This is a genomic window from Vibrio sp. MED222, assembly GCF_000153005.1.
Taxonomy (GTDB): Bacteria; Pseudomonadota; Gammaproteobacteria; order Enterobacterales; family Vibrionaceae; genus Vibrio; species Vibrio tasmaniensis_A.
This window is the reverse complement of record NZ_CH902606.1, coordinates 518,131-533,797: the sequence shown is the minus strand read 5'-3', so window position 1 is coordinate 533,797 and position 15,667 is coordinate 518,131. Positions and strand designations below refer to the sequence as shown.

14 protein-coding genes are annotated in these 15,667 nt (G+C 44.3%); 12 read left to right on the top strand and 2 right to left on the bottom strand.

From position 1 onward, the window contains the following. The first annotated feature begins 22 nt into the window (after positions 1–22). Genes MED222_RS19180 through MED222_RS19200 form a run of 5 tightly spaced genes read left to right on the top strand, consistent with a single transcriptional unit; the run spans position 23 to position 6,028 of the window. Positions 23–1,096: a cytochrome-c peroxidase gene (locus MED222_RS19180; protein WP_009845424.1), complete on the top strand. Its 1,074-nt coding sequence runs from the start codon at positions 23–25 to the stop codon at positions 1,094–1,096. After that, the gene (locus MED222_RS19185) at positions 1,083–2,249 is read left to right on the top strand and encodes a cytochrome-c peroxidase (protein WP_009845423.1); all 1,167 of its coding nucleotides are present in this window, start codon (positions 1,083–1,085) and stop codon (positions 2,247–2,249) included. The genes MED222_RS19180 and MED222_RS19185 overlap by 14 nt, the downstream gene beginning before the upstream one ends. Further along, positions 2,246–2,830, top strand: a complete 585-nt coding sequence (locus MED222_RS19190) for an arsenate reductase (azurin) small subunit (protein ID WP_009845422.1) — start codon at positions 2,246–2,248, stop codon at positions 2,828–2,830. The genes MED222_RS19185 and MED222_RS19190 overlap by 4 nt, the downstream gene beginning before the upstream one ends. Further along, complete coding sequence (locus MED222_RS19195) at positions 2,831–5,575, top strand: molybdopterin-dependent oxidoreductase (protein WP_009845421.1); 2,745 nt, start codon at positions 2,831–2,833, stop codon at positions 5,573–5,575. It abuts the gene before it with no gap. A 9-nt stretch (positions 5,576–5,584) separates the two neighbouring features. Beyond that, positions 5,585–6,028, top strand: coding sequence for a CopD family protein (locus MED222_RS19200; protein WP_004731117.1), 444 nt, complete (start codon positions 5,585–5,587; stop codon positions 6,026–6,028). Between the two features lie 182 nt (positions 6,029–6,210). On the opposite strand, the gene MED222_RS19205 is transcribed toward MED222_RS19200, so the two are convergent. Continuing rightward, positions 6,211–6,666, bottom strand: a complete 456-nt coding sequence (locus tag MED222_RS19205; RefSeq protein WP_009845420.1) for a plastocyanin/azurin family copper-binding protein — start codon at positions 6,664–6,666, stop codon at positions 6,211–6,213. Positions 6,667–7,232: 566 nt separating this feature from the next. Between MED222_RS19205 and nirB the strand changes: the two genes are divergently transcribed. The 4 genes from nirB (at position 7,233) to cobA (ending at position 12,214) form a co-directional block, all read left to right on the top strand. Further along, positions 7,233–9,791 (top strand): nitrite reductase large subunit NirB, encoded by a 2,559-nt coding sequence (nirB, locus tag MED222_RS19210; RefSeq protein ID WP_009845419.1) that lies wholly within the window; start codon positions 7,233–7,235, stop codon positions 9,789–9,791. A 15-nt stretch (positions 9,792–9,806) separates the two neighbouring features. Next, the gene (gene nirD / locus MED222_RS19215) at positions 9,807–10,130 is read left to right on the top strand and encodes a nitrite reductase small subunit NirD (protein ID WP_009845418.1); all 324 of its coding nucleotides are present in this window, start codon (positions 9,807–9,809) and stop codon (positions 10,128–10,130) included. A gap of 175 nt (positions 10,131–10,305) precedes the next feature. Continuing rightward, complete coding sequence (locus MED222_RS19220; RefSeq protein WP_009845417.1) at positions 10,306–11,121, top strand: formate/nitrite transporter family protein; 816 nt, start codon at positions 10,306–10,308, stop codon at positions 11,119–11,121. 316 nt (positions 11,122–11,437) lie between these two features. Further along, positions 11,438–12,214 carry a uroporphyrinogen-III C-methyltransferase gene (cobA, locus tag MED222_RS19225; RefSeq protein ID WP_009845416.1) on the top strand — a complete coding sequence of 259 codons (777 nt, stop codon included), beginning with the start codon at positions 11,438–11,440 and terminating at the stop codon, positions 12,212–12,214. 32 nt (positions 12,215–12,246) lie between these two features. Here cobA and MED222_RS21365 read toward each other — a convergent pair whose 3' ends face one another. Then, positions 12,247–12,828 (bottom strand): DUF4174 domain-containing protein, encoded by a 582-nt coding sequence (locus MED222_RS21365; protein WP_032555054.1) that lies wholly within the window; start codon positions 12,826–12,828, stop codon positions 12,247–12,249. Positions 12,829–13,018: 190 nt separating this feature from the next. On the opposite strand from MED222_RS21365, the gene MED222_RS19230 reads away from it, so the two are divergent. The 3 genes from MED222_RS19230 (at position 13,019) to MED222_RS19240 (ending at position 15,620) form a co-directional block, all read left to right on the top strand. Next, on the top strand, positions 13,019–13,492 hold the full coding sequence (locus MED222_RS19230) for a LabA-like NYN domain-containing protein (RefSeq protein ID WP_009845414.1): 474 nt from the start codon (positions 13,019–13,021) through the stop codon (positions 13,490–13,492). Positions 13,493–13,572: 80 nt separating this feature from the next. After that, positions 13,573–14,238: a response regulator transcription factor gene (locus MED222_RS19235; RefSeq protein ID WP_009845413.1), complete on the top strand. Its 666-nt coding sequence runs from the start codon at positions 13,573–13,575 to the stop codon at positions 14,236–14,238. Beyond that, positions 14,235–15,620, top strand: a complete 1,386-nt coding sequence (locus tag MED222_RS19240; protein ID WP_009845412.1) for a sensor histidine kinase — start codon at positions 14,235–14,237, stop codon at positions 15,618–15,620. The genes MED222_RS19235 and MED222_RS19240 overlap by 4 nt, the downstream gene beginning before the upstream one ends. Positions 15,621–15,667 lie beyond the last annotated feature (47 nt).

Genomic DNA, 15,667 nt, shown 5'->3' with positions numbered 1-15,667 from the left:
TAGTAACCCCGAAGGAATGTCGATGAGCATCGCACTAAAAAGCTTGGTAGGAGTGTGTGCCCTTTTCTCTGCAACTCTATACGCCGCTCTGCCCCCTATAAGTATAAATACGGCGAAGGCAGAACTCGGTAAACGACTGTTTTTTGATACGCGCTTGTCTGGGGACGACTCGATATCGTGCTCCAGTTGCCACATTCCGTCTAATGGTTTTTCTTACCCTGAACCGTTGAGCCCGGCCTATACGGGGAGTGATGGATTTCGCAATGCTCCAACACTTATTAATACAGCCTATAAAGAGGTGTGGTTTCACGATGGTCGTATTGGCACCAACCTAAACGATGTGGTGCGGGAAAATATCACTGAAGACTGGCTGATGAATATGGACATGCGTTTGATGCAGGAACGCCTCAAACAAGACCCAATATACGTCGAGATGTTTAAAGCGGCCAATCTTGGAGAACCGTCAAATGGCGGAGTACGCAAAGCTCTGCCTGAATACCTAAAAACATTGACTTCGAAAAACGTCCCTTTTGACAAGGGTGAGCTTAGCGACTTAGCGAGCCAGGGAGAAAAACTGTTCACAGGCAAAGCGGGGTGCAGCCAATGCCACCGTGGCGCACTGTTTTCGGACGGAAAGGCACACAATACCGGAGTGCCAGAAAATCATGAGATATTTTTAGACCCCATGCGACATCAATCTTTTCTTGCCTACAACATGTTTATGGGTGTGCAAGATTACTTAACGTTAAAGCGCGATGTTGGTGCGCATGTTCAAACTCATAAAGCGGATGGTAGCGATCGCGGTAAGTTCATAACGCCAACGCTGCGAGAGCTCACTCAAACTGCGCCATATATGCACAATGGCATGCTTGCCACGCTTGAAGATGTGGTTGAGTTTTATAATCAAGGTGGTGGCGAAGATTCAAACAAAGACTCTCGACTCACCACACTTTCTCTAACGGACTATGAAAAAAAGGCGCTGGTGGCTTTTTTGGAATCGTTATCTGGAGACGCCCTTATAGGCGAAGAATACGAATGGTTAGACTATGACTTCGGCTACGAATACACGGAGGATTGGTCAAATGCTAGTAACTAAACGCTCTGTATTAAAGGCAGCACTCTTTGTTCTTATTGGGATGACGGGGCTTCCCAATGTTGTTAATGCAAAGGTACAGCTTGAGCCTCTAGGGGAGGTGCCTGTACCTGCGGATAATAAACAAACACCAGAAAAAATTGAGTTGGGAAAGGTCTTATTTTATGACGGTCGGCTAAGTGGCGATACGACGAGCCCATGTGCTGGTTGCCATATTCAATCTCAGGGCTGGGGTTTTCCTGATGACTTATCCATGGGATATCCGGGTACGGTACATTGGCGTAATAGCCAAACGATTATTAATGCGGCTTATTATGACAAATTTTTCTGGGCGGGCAGCGCTATGTCATTGGAAGCGCAAGCCAAAGATGCTGCGAAGGGCGCGGTCGCGGGTAATGGTGAAGATGACATCATGGAAGCGCGTTTAGCGTTAGTACCTGAGTATGTTGAACGTTTTAAGCGAGTGTTTGGTGATGATACTCCGAAAATACACAACGCTTGGCGTGCTATAGCCGCGTTTGAACGTACGATGATTCAACGTGACACACCAATAGATAACTATTTACTCGGTGACAAAACCGCTTTGTCTGAGTCCCAATTGAAGGGTAAAGCACTGTTTGAGGGCAAAGCGAATTGCATAGCTTGTCACAACGGGGCTTTGGCTTCTGACCAGAAATTCTACAACATTGGCGTGCCGCCAAGCCCTTGGTGGAATGATGATGGACTGGCACAGATAACGTTTCGATTTGAGCTTTATTCTAAAGGTGTCACCGAAGAGATGTACCGCACTACAAAAGCTGATCCCGGTGCTTACTTTCGTGCAAAACGTAAAGAGATGTTAGGTAAGTTTCGCACGCCAAGCCTACGTTATACAAAATACACTGCGCCCTACATGCACAATGGCACTATTCCAACTTTAGAAGCGGTGATTGATTTCTACGACCGAGGTGGTGTGGCGGATGACGGACGTACTACTGGTTACCCTCAGACAAAATCTGCTTTAATTCAACCTCTCGGTTTAACGGAGCAAGATAAAAAGAACTTACTGAGCTTTATCGAAGCATTTTCAGGTGAACAGATTTTTATTGAAGAGCCGACAATTCCAGAATACCAACCGTTATTTACTAAAGAAGAACTTGCTGGAGCAGAAAAATGATCGCCAACTCAGAGCAAAATTCGAGTAAACGACACAACAAATGCATGATGTCACGACGTGATTTTTTACTCTATTCCGGCGCGGCGACTGCCGTATCAATGGTTCCTCTTACCTTATTTGCAGGAACGGATTCTGAAACTCAGGTTGAAGGTCGTATTGTTGGTTACCCGCGTAAGAAAATCGCAAAGTTAAGTCAACTCAGTAACCACATTCCGGTTCACTTTCAATATCCAGATGAAGGAAAAAACTCGATTGCGATGCTGGTTAAATCCGACATCGAATGTGGCGGTGGGATAGGGTTACAGCGAGATATTGTGGCGTACTCGATGACGTGTACTCATCAAGGCGGGCCTTTAACTGGTGCTTACAAAGCAACAGGGGAGCATCGCATTGTCGGGCAATGTCCATTCCACCTGTCTACATTTGATTTACGACGTCATGGCATTATGGTTTCTGGTCAAGCCTTTGAGAGCTTACCTCAAGTACTGCTGGAGCTAGAAGGTGATGATATCTATGCGGTCGGGGTTATGGGGTTGATCTTTGGTCGAATGGAAAACCTGATCGATGTGGAGATTAGCTAGATGACTCAACTTTCTTTTAACGATAAATTGGCTTTAAACGATCAATCTGCTTTAAACAGCCAGTATCTGCAACCGACTAGTACATTACTGCCACCTGCTAGTGCGGAAGTCATCACAACAGCGTGTGACTATTGTATTGTTGCGTGTGGTTATAAGGTTTATCGTTGGCCCGTAAATAGCCCTTCAGGCGGCGCGGCTGCTAGTGAAAACGCCTTTGGTGTCGATTTCCCGGTTCATGCTCTGCAAACTTGGGTTTCGCCACAGCAACATAATATTGTTTCGCATAATGGCAAACCACACCATGTGGTTGTAGTGGCAGACAAAGACATACAGGTCGTCAATAAAGGCGGTGATTCTTCGGTTCGTGGTGGACTGCTCGCAAGAAAGCTTTATAACCCAGAAACACCAACCAAAGATCGATTGAAGCAACCACTTGTTCGAATTAACGGTCAGTTACAACCGGTAGAATGGGATTTTGCGTTGGATATAGCAGCCCAAGTCGGCCGTCATGTGATTGATACGCACGGTTCGAACAGTTACTGCGTAAAAACCTATTCCTATCAGTATATTGAAAACACCTATGCGATAACAAAGTATGCATTGCGTCATGTCAATACCGCGAATTTTTCGTTTCATGATACGCCGTCAGATGTCACCGCAACCCCAGGATTTCGAGATGCGGGTTTTGATAATTTCGCTCCGAGTTATGATGATTGGGGCGCGGCAGACACCTTAATGATCTGCGGAACAGATCCGTATGAGACAAAAACCATCATCTTTACGCAGTTTATTATGCCAGCGGTGCATCGTGGGATGAAAACCGTGATTTTGAACCCTCGTGAAACCGCTGGAATAGCGTGGCTTAAAGCTCAAGGTGGATTACACCTCGATATTAACCCTGGTAGCGATAATCTTGTGATTGGTGCAATTGCTCGAGTGATCTTAGAGCAAGGTTGGCAAGATAACGAGTGGATTGAAAACTGGGTCAATAATAAATGGGAATCGAGCTCAGGTTTTGGTCAGGGTACGCGTAATACGCCATGGCAGTGGAGAACCACTTGGGGCAAATTCCAAACGAATGGCTTTGATGATTATAAGCAATGGAATTTGGAGCAGAAAGAGTACGCACCTGAGTATGCCGCGTCGATAGCGGGTATCGATGTTGAGAAGATCCATAAAGCCGCTGAGATGTTGGCAATGCCAGTCAACGGTCAACGAGTTAAAGCCTCAATTGGTATAGAGAAGGGCTTTTATTGGTCGAATAATACCGGGAATACCAACGCCATCGCCTCCCTTGCAACGATAATCGGTACTGGTGGCCGAGAAGGGCGTGTGATTGGTCGATTTGGTGGGCATCAACGTGGTGGACTAGCCGGTGGGAAACTACCAAGGAATAAGTCACCTGAAAAAGTCGCAGGTAGGCGCAGGCGCTCAATAGACACCGATAGATATCTCTATTCCGGGCATACCCGTATGGCCCATGTCATTGGTACAACATGGATTCAAGCTATGTGTGGTAGTTATGGGTTGAAAGAGAAATTCACCGACTTAACAACACGTAATCCTCACCAAGCGATGCGACGTGATAAACAGCACATTATAGATACACTCAAAAAGCGTGCAGATTCCGGTGGAATGGTCGTCATCAATCAAGATATTTATTTACGTGATCCTATTGGTAAACAATTCGCTGATATCATCTTTCCGGCCGCGACTTGGGGGGAAGAGGATTTCATGCGCGCTAATGGTGAGCGTCGTCTACGCCTTTACCAAAAGTTCGCTGATGCGCCGGGTCAGGCTAAGCCAGACTGGTGGATTGTTGCTCAAATGGCTTCGCGAATGGGGTACGACGGGTTTGATTGGCAAAACTCAAATGACGTAGCTGAAGAGTCATCACGATTTAGCCGTGGTAGCCGTAAAGATTTCAATATGATTAAAGTTGCAGCACATGCTGAAGGAAAAACGCTTCATCAAAAGCTCACTGAATTTGGTACTGAAGGGATCCAAGGGCCTGTTTTTTATAACTATGACACCAAAAAGCTGATTGGCACTAAGCGCCTACATGACACTGAAATGAGTTGGGATGATCTGGTCGATAAAGGGCTACAAGATGGCCCTCAAGGCGCCAATATTATGCGCAAACAGCTCACTCAATTTAATAGTCAGACGGGGAAGGTCAATCTTCAAAAACATCCTTGGGATCTGTTTAGTGATTTCCATGCTTGGCTTACTCCCCAAAAGGACGAGTTGTGGTTCTCGAATGGTCGTATCAACGAAATTTGGCAGTCAGGGTTTGATGATACCGAGCGCAGGCCTTACATCACTCATCGCTGGCCTGAAAACTGGATTGAAGTTCACCCAGAAGATGCGGACAAACGGGGCATAGAAGCCGGAGATGAAGTGCTTGTGTACTCGGAGCGGGTGGCCAATTTTAAAGATACGATTCTGGGTATCGAGTCAGGTGATTTTCAGTTTAGTAACCTAATGAAAAATGGTCACATTCAACTGGATTACGCGGAGATTAAAGCCGTTGCGATTGTCACCTCAGCCACGAAAAAAGGTGTGTTGTATTGCAATATGATGGACATGAAGAACCCAGCGAATGCTTTAACAACAAGGGTAGTTGACCAAATCAGTGGTAACTACAACTACAAAATGGGCGTCGCCAAAATAAAGAAAATTGGTGAATCAAAATATAAGCGTGAGTTTGAAGGGTTCTCCTTTGCACCACGTAACATTGTGTAAGGGAAGTTTATGTTTGGCGTATTATTGGTTTTGCATGTATTGGCTGCCACCATTTGGACGGGAGGGCACATTATTCTCAGCGTCGTTATCCTTCCTAAAGTCTTGAAACACCGTTCTCCAGAAATGTTATTGGAATTTGAGCAAGGGTACGAAAAGGTGGGAATGCCTGCTTTGGTAGTTCAAGTGGTGACTGGGTTGATGCTCGCTTATCACATGTTGCCGGACGTTAGCTTATGGTTTGATATGTCGATTCCACTGGCTCATGGCATTGCCGCTAAATTGACGTTGCTGTCTCTGACGGTATTGCTAGCCCTAGACGCACGCTTTCGTGTGATTCCAAAACTATCGAAGGACAACTTGGTTGATATGGCGCTGCATATTGTGCCAGTGACCATTATTTCAATTTTGTTTGTGGTTGTCGGAGTTTCATTTAGAACGGGTTGGCTAGTTTGATCTGCTTTTACGTTTAGTGCGGAATATTTGACAATGTCTAAGTTAGATAAGTTAGATAAGTTAGAAGAAACAGCGCCAATTCGGCGGTGTTTCTTCTTGTTACTGACCCCTCAGCCTGTCTTCAGGCTGGCATTCCTATCACACATCAACAGAGAGCTGATGCTTAAAGGAAGGGACAAAGGTTATTGAACCTTTTGCTCTGCTTGATCGAGCAAGCCTTGCATCTTTTTCTGAGCTCTGCGACTCACACGTTTTTTTGCCGCGGTGCGAGCTTCTTCTAAGTTAACACTTGGATCACCAACAACCACAAGTGCCACCATTCCGTGTCGGTGATGTACTTTACATTTTATGCCATAAACTCCGGGCTTATCAAAAGTGACTTCCTGAGCATTTGACCCAGATATCATAAGAGGTTTAGCTCCGTTAGGAAGCATCCCTTGAATGCTATGAGCAGTATGAGAGCCAACGGTTCCTTTAAAAAGCACCTTGTCACCAGGTTCGATCTCTACGTAATCAGGAATGAATTGATACATCTTATCGATGTTTTCAGAATTCATGTCCATCACTTGTTTGATGACCTTTGTTTCAGCAAACGCAGGGGCTGCAATAATAGATAGGATTAGTAAAATTAGGCGCATCGTATTCACTCTGTTAAATAAGAATTATTTTCAACAATGCTAATTTATTCAGGGTTTGGTTGGAAGTTGATTTTTACATCACACATGTGAATCAAAAGGGTTCTTGTGTTAGATCAAGCAAACAAACCGATGACCCAAGCTATAAACTGAATTCATCACGACATTAAAGGGCGAACAGCTTTGTTTACATTCCGAATAGGTAGGAGTGGTTTTCACAATTACACATAGTTTTTCACGCAAACGGTGTTCTACATGTATTTATAGGCTTCTATATATATTTATAAGAAGCTAAATGAAAATGATTGTCATTTACTTACGTTGTTGGTAACCTGTTGTGAAAGTTTACAACCTACTTCTTAATGCGTTGAAGTGTATATAAAACCCCGCTAAACCCTACCAAACCTACGGTTATTCGTTTGCTTTGACTGATAATTAAGCAGTTCTACCTCTTTTGTTCTACCCCTTTTGGGTAGTTCGATTTCGTAATTGATTTACATCATATTTTCATTTTCTTTCATAATTCATTATTCGTGTAGTTAAGAAATATATAACCTTCAGGAATTCTTATGAGCAAGATGAAGCTAGTCGTAATCGGTAACGGGATGGTAGGCCATCGCTATATCGAAGATTTAGTCGAGAAGACAGATGTCGCTAACATGGACATCACGGTGTTCTGTGAAGAGCCTCGCGTAGCCTATGACCGTGTACACCTTTCTTCTTATTTTTCACACCATACTGCGGACGAACTTTCTTTAGTTAAAGAAGGCTTCTACGAGAAACACGGCATCAACATGCTGATCGGCGAACGTGCAATTAACGTTAACCGTGAGAAAAAGACTGTTTACTCAAGCACAGGTCGTGAAATTCAATACGACAAACTTGTTCTTGCAACTGGTTCTTTCCCATTCGTTCCGCCAATCAAAGGTCACGAAGGTAAAGACTGTTTCGTTTACCGTACAATCGAAGATTTGAAAGCGATTGAAGCAACCGCGAAGAACTCAAAGTCTGGTGTTGTTGTCGGTGGTGGCTTACTTGGCCTTGAAGCGGCGGGCGCACTGAAAGCACTTGGCGTAACCACACACGTTGTTGAGTTCGCTCCTAAGCTAATGGCTGAGCAACTTGACCAAGCGGGCGGTAACCAACTTCGTCAAAAAATCGAACGTATGGGCGTAAACGTTCATACAAGTAAGAACACGCTTGAAATTGCTCCTGAAGGCACTGAAGCTCGTAACGTAATGCGTTTTGCAGACGGTACAGAGCTAGAAACTGATTTCATCGTATTCTCTGCTGGTATTCGCCCACAAGACAAACTTGCTCGTCAAATGGGCCTAGGTATTGCGCCTCGCGGTGGTATCGAGATTAACGATCACTGTCAAACGACAGACAAAGATATCTACGCTATCGGTGAGTGTGCATCTTGGAACCAAACGTTCTACGGTCTAGTGGCTCCTGGTTACAAAATGGCGACCGTTGCGGTTGACCACGTTGTTGGTAACGAAAGCACATTTGAAGGTGCAGACATGTCTGCGAAGCTTAAGCTTCTTGGCGTGAAAGTAGGTTCTATCGGTGATGCTAACGGCCGCACTCCAGGTTGTAAGAGCTACGTTTACCAAAACGAAGAACAAGAAATTTACAAGCGACTAATCGTTTCTGAAGACAACAAGAAGCTGCTTGGCGCGGTAATGGTCGGTGATACGTCTGACTATGGTGATCTTCTTCAGTTAATGCTGAATGAAATCGACCTGCCAGAGCATCCAGATGCATTGATTCTTCCTGCTCACGCGGGTGCTGAAAAGCCAACACTTGGCGCGGATTCTCTTCCTGAGTCTGCTGTTATCTGTTCTTGTTTCGATGTAACTAAAGGCAAGATTGCACAAGCCGTTGCTGAAGGTCACCACACCATTGGTGATATCAAAGCAGTAACTGGTGCTGGTACTGGCTGTGGTGGTTGTATTCCACTTGTGACTTCAGTACTGAACGCTGAACTTGCTAAAGCCGGTGTGGAAGTGAAGAACGACGTATGTGAGCACTTTGCTTACTCTCGCCAAGAGCTTTTCCACTTGATTCGTATCGAAGAAATCAAAACATTCGATGAGTTACTAGAGAAATACGGTAAAGGCTACGGCTGTGAAGTATGTAAGCCTCTAGCGGGTTCTATTCTTGCTTCTTGCTGGGGTGAGCACATCCTTAAGCCTGAGCTAGTGAAACTGCATGATACCAACGATAACTTCCTAGGTAACATCCAAAAAGACGGTACTTACTCTGTTATCCCTCGTATGGCAGGTGGTGAAGTAACGCCTCAAGCACTAAGCGTTCTTGCTGATGTAGCGGCTGAATACAACCTTTACACCAAGATCACAGGTGCTCAGCGTATCGGTCTATTCGGTGCTCAAAAAGATGACTTACCAGCAATCTGGAAGAAGTTAGTTGCTGCGGGCTACGAAACAGGTCAAGCGTACGCGAAGGCGCTACGTATGGCTAAGACATGTGTCGGTTCAACTTGGTGTCGTTACGGCGTTCAAGATTCAGTTGGCCTAGGTGTGATGATCGAGAACCGTTACAAAGGCATCCGTACTCCTCATAAGATGAAGTTTGGTGTGTCTGGCTGTACTCGTGAGTGTGCTGAAGCTCAAGGTAAAGACTTAGGTATTATCGCGACTGACGCAGGTTGGAACATGTACGTATGTGGTAACGGTGGTATGAAGCCTCGTCACGCAGACTTACTTGCAAGCGACCTAGACCAAGAAACGCTGATCAAATACATCGACCGTTTCATGATGTTCTACATCCGCACGGCTGCGCCACTACAACGTACTTCGGTATGGATGGACAACCTAGAGGGTGGTGTTGACTACCTACGTGAAGTGATTGTCGACAACAAGCTTGGCATCAATGACCAACTTGAAGCGGACGTAGCTGGCCTTGTGGGTAACTTTGCTTGTGAGTGGACTGACACTATCAACGACGAAGCTCAACTTAAGCGCTTCTCACACTTCATCAATGCTGACGACCGTGATGAAAACGTTGTGTTTGTTGACGATGGCCGTGAACAACACCGCCCAGCAACATTCACAGAAAAACACCCAGAAGCGAAGGGCGATATCCTTCACGTTGAACTGGTTTAATTGGGAGACGACATCATGGCATTTACCAAAGTTTGTAAGATCGAAGACATTATTCCAGGTACCGGTGTTTGTGCGTTGGTTGGTGGTGAGCAAGTGGCTATTTTCCGCCCAACTAAAGCCGAAGAAGTGTTCGCTATTAGTAACACTGACCCGTTTTTTCAATCAAACGTTTTATCTCGCGGTTTAACGGTTGAGCACAAAGGTGAGCTTTGGGTGGCAAGCCCACTTAAGAAGCAACGCTTTAACCTAGCAACAGGTGTGTGCATGGAAGACGAGAGCTTCAGTGTAAAAGCGTATAAAGCTCGCGTTACTAAAGGTGCTGTAGAAGTTTCAGCATAGTTAGTTCGAAACCATAGCTAGTGCGAAATCATAGTTAGTTCGAAATTTCGACACAGTTACTTAGCAAGATTTGATAGATCAAGGGTTCTAGTTATCGACATTGCCTTAATTCGGCAATTAGAACCTTTTCCTATCCGATTTCAACTTTTAATTTTAACTTTTTAAGGACAATCTTATGTCTACTGATTTTAAACCAGCAGAATTCGTTCAAACAATGATCGATGTAGGTGAAGCGAAAACGAAAACAAGTACTCGTGATCTACTGATTCGAAGCACAATGGCAGGCATCATTCTTTCTCTTGCTGTTGTAGTGGCAATCACGACTATCGTGCAAACAGGCATTGGTATTGTTGGCGCTCTTGTGTTCCCTGTGGGCTTCGTCATTCTAAGTGTAATGGGCTATGACCTAGTAACCGGTGTATTTGGCCTTGCTCCTTTAGCGAAATTTGATAACCGTCCAGGTATTACTTGGGGTCGTATTTTACGTTGTTGGGGTCTTGTTGGTCTTGGTAACCTTATCGGTTCTTTAATTGTTGCAGTGTTAGTGGCAATTTCACTTACAGGTAACTTCTCTTTAGAACCAAACGCAGTTGCTCAAAAGTTCATTGCTGTTTCTACAGGTCGTAGCCTAGGGTTTGAAAACATGGGCATGGACGGCTGGATCACATGTTTCGTGCGCGGCATCTTCTGTAACCTAATGGTTTGTCTAGGTGTGATTGGTAACATGACTGCACGTACAGTTGCTGGTCGTGTAGCAATGATGTGGTTCCCAATCTTCATCTTCTTCGCACTTGTATTTGAGCACACAGTTGTAAACATGTTTCTATTCCCACTGGGTATGATTCTTGGCGCTGACTTCGGTATCGCGACATGGTTGAACTTCAACCTTATCCCAACAATCTTAGGTAACATCGTTGGTGGCCTACTGTTAACGTGTGTTCCCCTATACCTGACTCATGTTAAAACAGCTCCTTCTCTAGGCGCGAAGTAATACGGTAAACGTAAGTTAGTATGAGATTGAAAGCCCCAACAACGTGTTTGGGGCTTTTTTAGTTTGAAAGCTGTCAGTGTATTCTCGGGCAGACAACACCTTAGTTATCATAGATGCGTTGTTTGCTATTGAGCAAAACATCCGCAATAGATTGTTTTGTTATAATTATTTCTATCTTCGTTAGTATTTAGACTGAATATTTATTTCAACACCTGATAGTCTAAGAGGTAAGGATTTTGATAAGTCATCATGAATACAGTGACTTATCACATAGATTGAAGCTTGAGATAAAACAAGCAAACCTTCGGAGCGCAGAATGTCAGAAGTATCGTCATCGAATGTTAAAGAAGTAAGCAATGGATTTGTTTCATTGGTAGGTGCAGGTCCGGGCGACCCAGACCTACTTACACTAAAAGCCGCACGAGTGATTCAACAAGCAGACGTTTTGGTTTATGACCGCTTGGTATCAAAAGATATCTTAGCGATGGCTAATCCAGAAGCTGAAATGTTGTATGTGGGTAAGAAGCTCGATCACCACTGCGTACCACAAGATCAGATCAACCAACTATTGGTGACCAAAGCACAAGAAAACAAGCACGTTGTGCGTCTAAAAGGTGGTGATTCGTTTATCTTTGGCCGTGGTGGCGAAGAGTGCGAAACGTTAGCTGAGAATGACGTGAGATTTGAAGTGATTCCTGGCATTACTGCAGCCGCAGGAGCGACCGCATATGCGGGAATTCCATTGACTCACCGTGACCACGCGCAAAGCGTACAGTTTATTACGGGTCATTTGAAGAAAGATGGCGAAGATATTGACTGGCAATCTCTTGCTCAGCACAACCATACCATCGTGTTTTACATGGGCTTGAAAGAGAGTCCGAACATTCAGAAGAACTTACTCGATAATGGTATGCGAGAAGACATGCCTGTTGCGATTATCGAAAATGGCACTCGCCAAGAGCAGAAAGTGTTTAGAGGTGGGCTACGTGATCTAGCTGATCTTGCTGGCGTTGCAAAGAGCCCTGCACTGATTGTGGTTGGAAGTGTTGCTCAGCTTCATGAAAAACTGGCTTGGTTTAACAAGCAAGCTTAAGTGATTGATGATCAAGCTTAGCTGACTAAGAATCAAATACTGCAGCGGCTACTCTGTCGCTGCATTTCTTGTTGGCGCATGGGCATTTCGTCAATAATATTAGTGATTAAACTCCAGTCGGTTTTACCACTCCACCTATGTTTCTCTTTCCCGTCTTTACCAATCAACACGGCAGTGTGTGAACCTTTGGGTATTCCATAACTGTTAGTCACTGCATCCAAATTAAACTCTTCAACTAACCATGCAGGAACGGTGTAGCCGCTTTCTGCGATGACCATGATTACTACATCTCGCTCGTCCAATTGACAATTGTTAATCAAGACTTCATTAAGAAACTCTTTTACGATCGAATCTTCTGTTGGAGCGAAATAAATAACACTGCGGTGTGGCAGAGCTTTGGAATGAGAGTAGGCTGGGTAGGCGTGTAACGAGTTGACTGACAGAATCATAAACATAACCGTGCTTGTTATTAGAGCGTTCAGTGTTTTGGAAATTACGTTTGTTACCGATGCCTTAGTTATCGCAGCCTTAGTTATTGCCGCGCAGCAACGTGTCAATACTGAGTCAATGGTGTCGCTGGCAAGGCATGATCTGATTATTTGTCGGTACTGCATGTTCCACCTTCCTCGATAAACCCAAACAAGCTCTAAGTTAATGGCAACTACGTTAAGCTAGCAATAGCTACGCTAAGCCAATAATAAGTACGTTAAGCATAGCTAATGAGTTCATTTTTATTAAAGAAAGCGACTCGCATTTTAGAAGTGAATAGAATAGGGTATACGGAAAATCTAAAGGTATGAATTTATGGAAAACATAGCAATTTTGGTCGACGTTCAGAACGTTTACTATACAACACGCGATAAATACCGTTCTAACTTCGACTATAACCAGTTTTGGTATGTTGCCACGGAAGGACGTAACGTTGTCGAAGCCAATGCTTACGCAATCTCAAGCCAAGATCCTAAACAGCGCCAATTCCACCATATCCTTCGTGGTGTTGGTTTTAATGTGAAGCTAAAACCGTTTATTCAGCGTCGTGATGGTAGCGCCAAAGGGGATTGGGATGTCGGTATCGCGTTAGATGCGATAGAGCTTGCGGAGACGGTTGATACGATTGTTTTGGTATCGGGTGATGGCGATTTTGAAATCTTGGTAGAACGAATCAAAGAGCGCTTTGGAAAACCTGTTGAAGTGTATGGCGTTCCTGGGTTAACAGCTCAAAATCTTATCGATTCTGCCTCAAAATTTGTACCGATTGAAAAAGATTTTCTTCTATAGAGGAAATCACGCACTTTATAATTGAAATCAATAATAACGATAATTAGAATGCAAACAGTTCTTATTTATCGGTGTGTGAAATGTCTCGTGTTTTAGTTGTTGATGATGATATTCAGTTGTGTGAGTTACTGGGTGAAGTGTTGGAAAATGAAGGGTATCACGTTGATACCGTTCATTGCGGTGAATCAGCTCTAGAGTTTATTCAATCAAATCCTGTTGATTTAGTCTTACTCGATGTGATGCTCCCCAATTTAAGTGGTATTCAAGTCGCAAGACGTATTTGTCAGCGTTTTGCTACTCCTATCCTTATGCTAACTGCGCTTAATGATGATGCCTCCATGCTAGATGGCTATCAAGCCGGGGCAGATCAATACATCGCTAAGCCTTTCAATGTTCCTGAGCTTTTGACCCGGATTAAGGTGATCTTACGCCGAGTTGGGTTTGAGCGACAAAGACAATCAATGGCTTCATCTAATCAAGGTTTGTGCGAGCAACTTACCCGTTTACCTTTAACGGGCACTGAAAAAGAGTTGCTCGATTATCTGATCAAAAATAATGGCATCGTTGTATCAAAATCTGACTTGCAAATACATGTCTTGAAGAAAGAGCTGTGCCCCTTCGACCGTAATCTAGATATGCATATCAGCAACATACGTCGAAAATTGGTGCAGGCTGGCTTATCAAAGCAACATATTAAAACTGTGCGCGGTCAAGGCTACAGCTACCTAGAGTCGGTAGGAGTATGAGTAACTGGTTTTTACGGTGCCCTGATTTCGTTATCAAGCGTAAGGATGGCTTAACGTTTCAGCTGTTCAGTTGCCTGACCGTGATTTTAGTCAGTATCCTCATCCTTCAAGGTGTCGCAGAACGAGCGCTGATGAAAGCCTTGTTGAAGGTACCTGAACCTGTCAAAGCTGAAATGTTGGATTTGGCTTATCAAGCTAATGTACTGATCGAAGAAGGGGACATGGATGAGCTTGCCGACTGGGGCAATGCCCAACGTTATTATTTATTCATTATCGATGAAAACAACCGACCTATTACCCACCGACACATGCATCCGCATTTTGAATTTAAGTTGAAGTACCTGCGTACATTAGACCATCAACTCAGTGATCGTGTGAGTAAGCCTATCTTCGGCTTGCCACTTGATAACGGCAATACACTCGTGATCCAACTGCCAGGCCAGTTTCATCCAGCAAAATCCTTTGCACCGTATTCCTACGCGCTGAAAGCTGTGATTGCTTTGATCGTGTTATCGCTGTTTTCCATTATTATGGCGAAAAGTCTGCAGCAGCCACTCGATCGTTTAAGGGAGGCCAGTCGAAGGCTCGCACAAGGAGATTTTTCAGTGAGTGTTGTGTCTGAGTTGGATTCAACTACACGTGAATTCAATGAGCTTGCCAATGATTTTGACCATATGACCTTTGAGATTAAGTCTCTGGCTGAAAAGCAGCGTCGTTTGATTCGTGATGTATCACATGAGTTGAGGACACCGTTAGCAAGGCAGAATCTCGCATTACATTTACTACGTAGTAAGGTCGATGAAAAAAGTATGGGTTTACTCGAACGGATGGAAAGCGAAACGGAAGAGATGAATAAGCTGGTGGGTGAAATTCTTGAGTTCAGCCGGCTAGAAACCTCTCGTTATGATTCTAAGTTAACTCCAATGCATCTTGAGCAGTATTGCTCAATGCTCATTGTACAGATGCAAAATGACTTGAAACCTAATCAAACTTTGACTGGTGATTTGGAAACTGCAACATCAATGGTTAATGTTGACGAGAGGCTACTTTTGAGGGTGATCAGTAACCTTGTAGGAAATGCGATCAAATACGCAGGGGGCAATGCGGATATTGTCGTCAAGACCTATGGGCAGGTCAATGATAAGCGTTACAGTGTCATTTCTGTGGAGGATGATGGTGAAGGTATCCCAGATAACAAGATTGCAGATATCTTTGACCCGTTTACCCGCATCGAGTCAGCCAGAGATAAACAGTCTGGTGGTTACGGTCTTGGACTCGCGATCGTTAAGGAAGCCATGGGAGTGATGAATGGGCATGTTACCGCTGAGAACAGAGAAGGTGGGGGACTTAGAGTGAACCTTATGTTTCCTATCGTAGATTAAGCGTTAGGCTCGGCACTCAACGCTCAGCCCCTGTAACGAGAAGATAG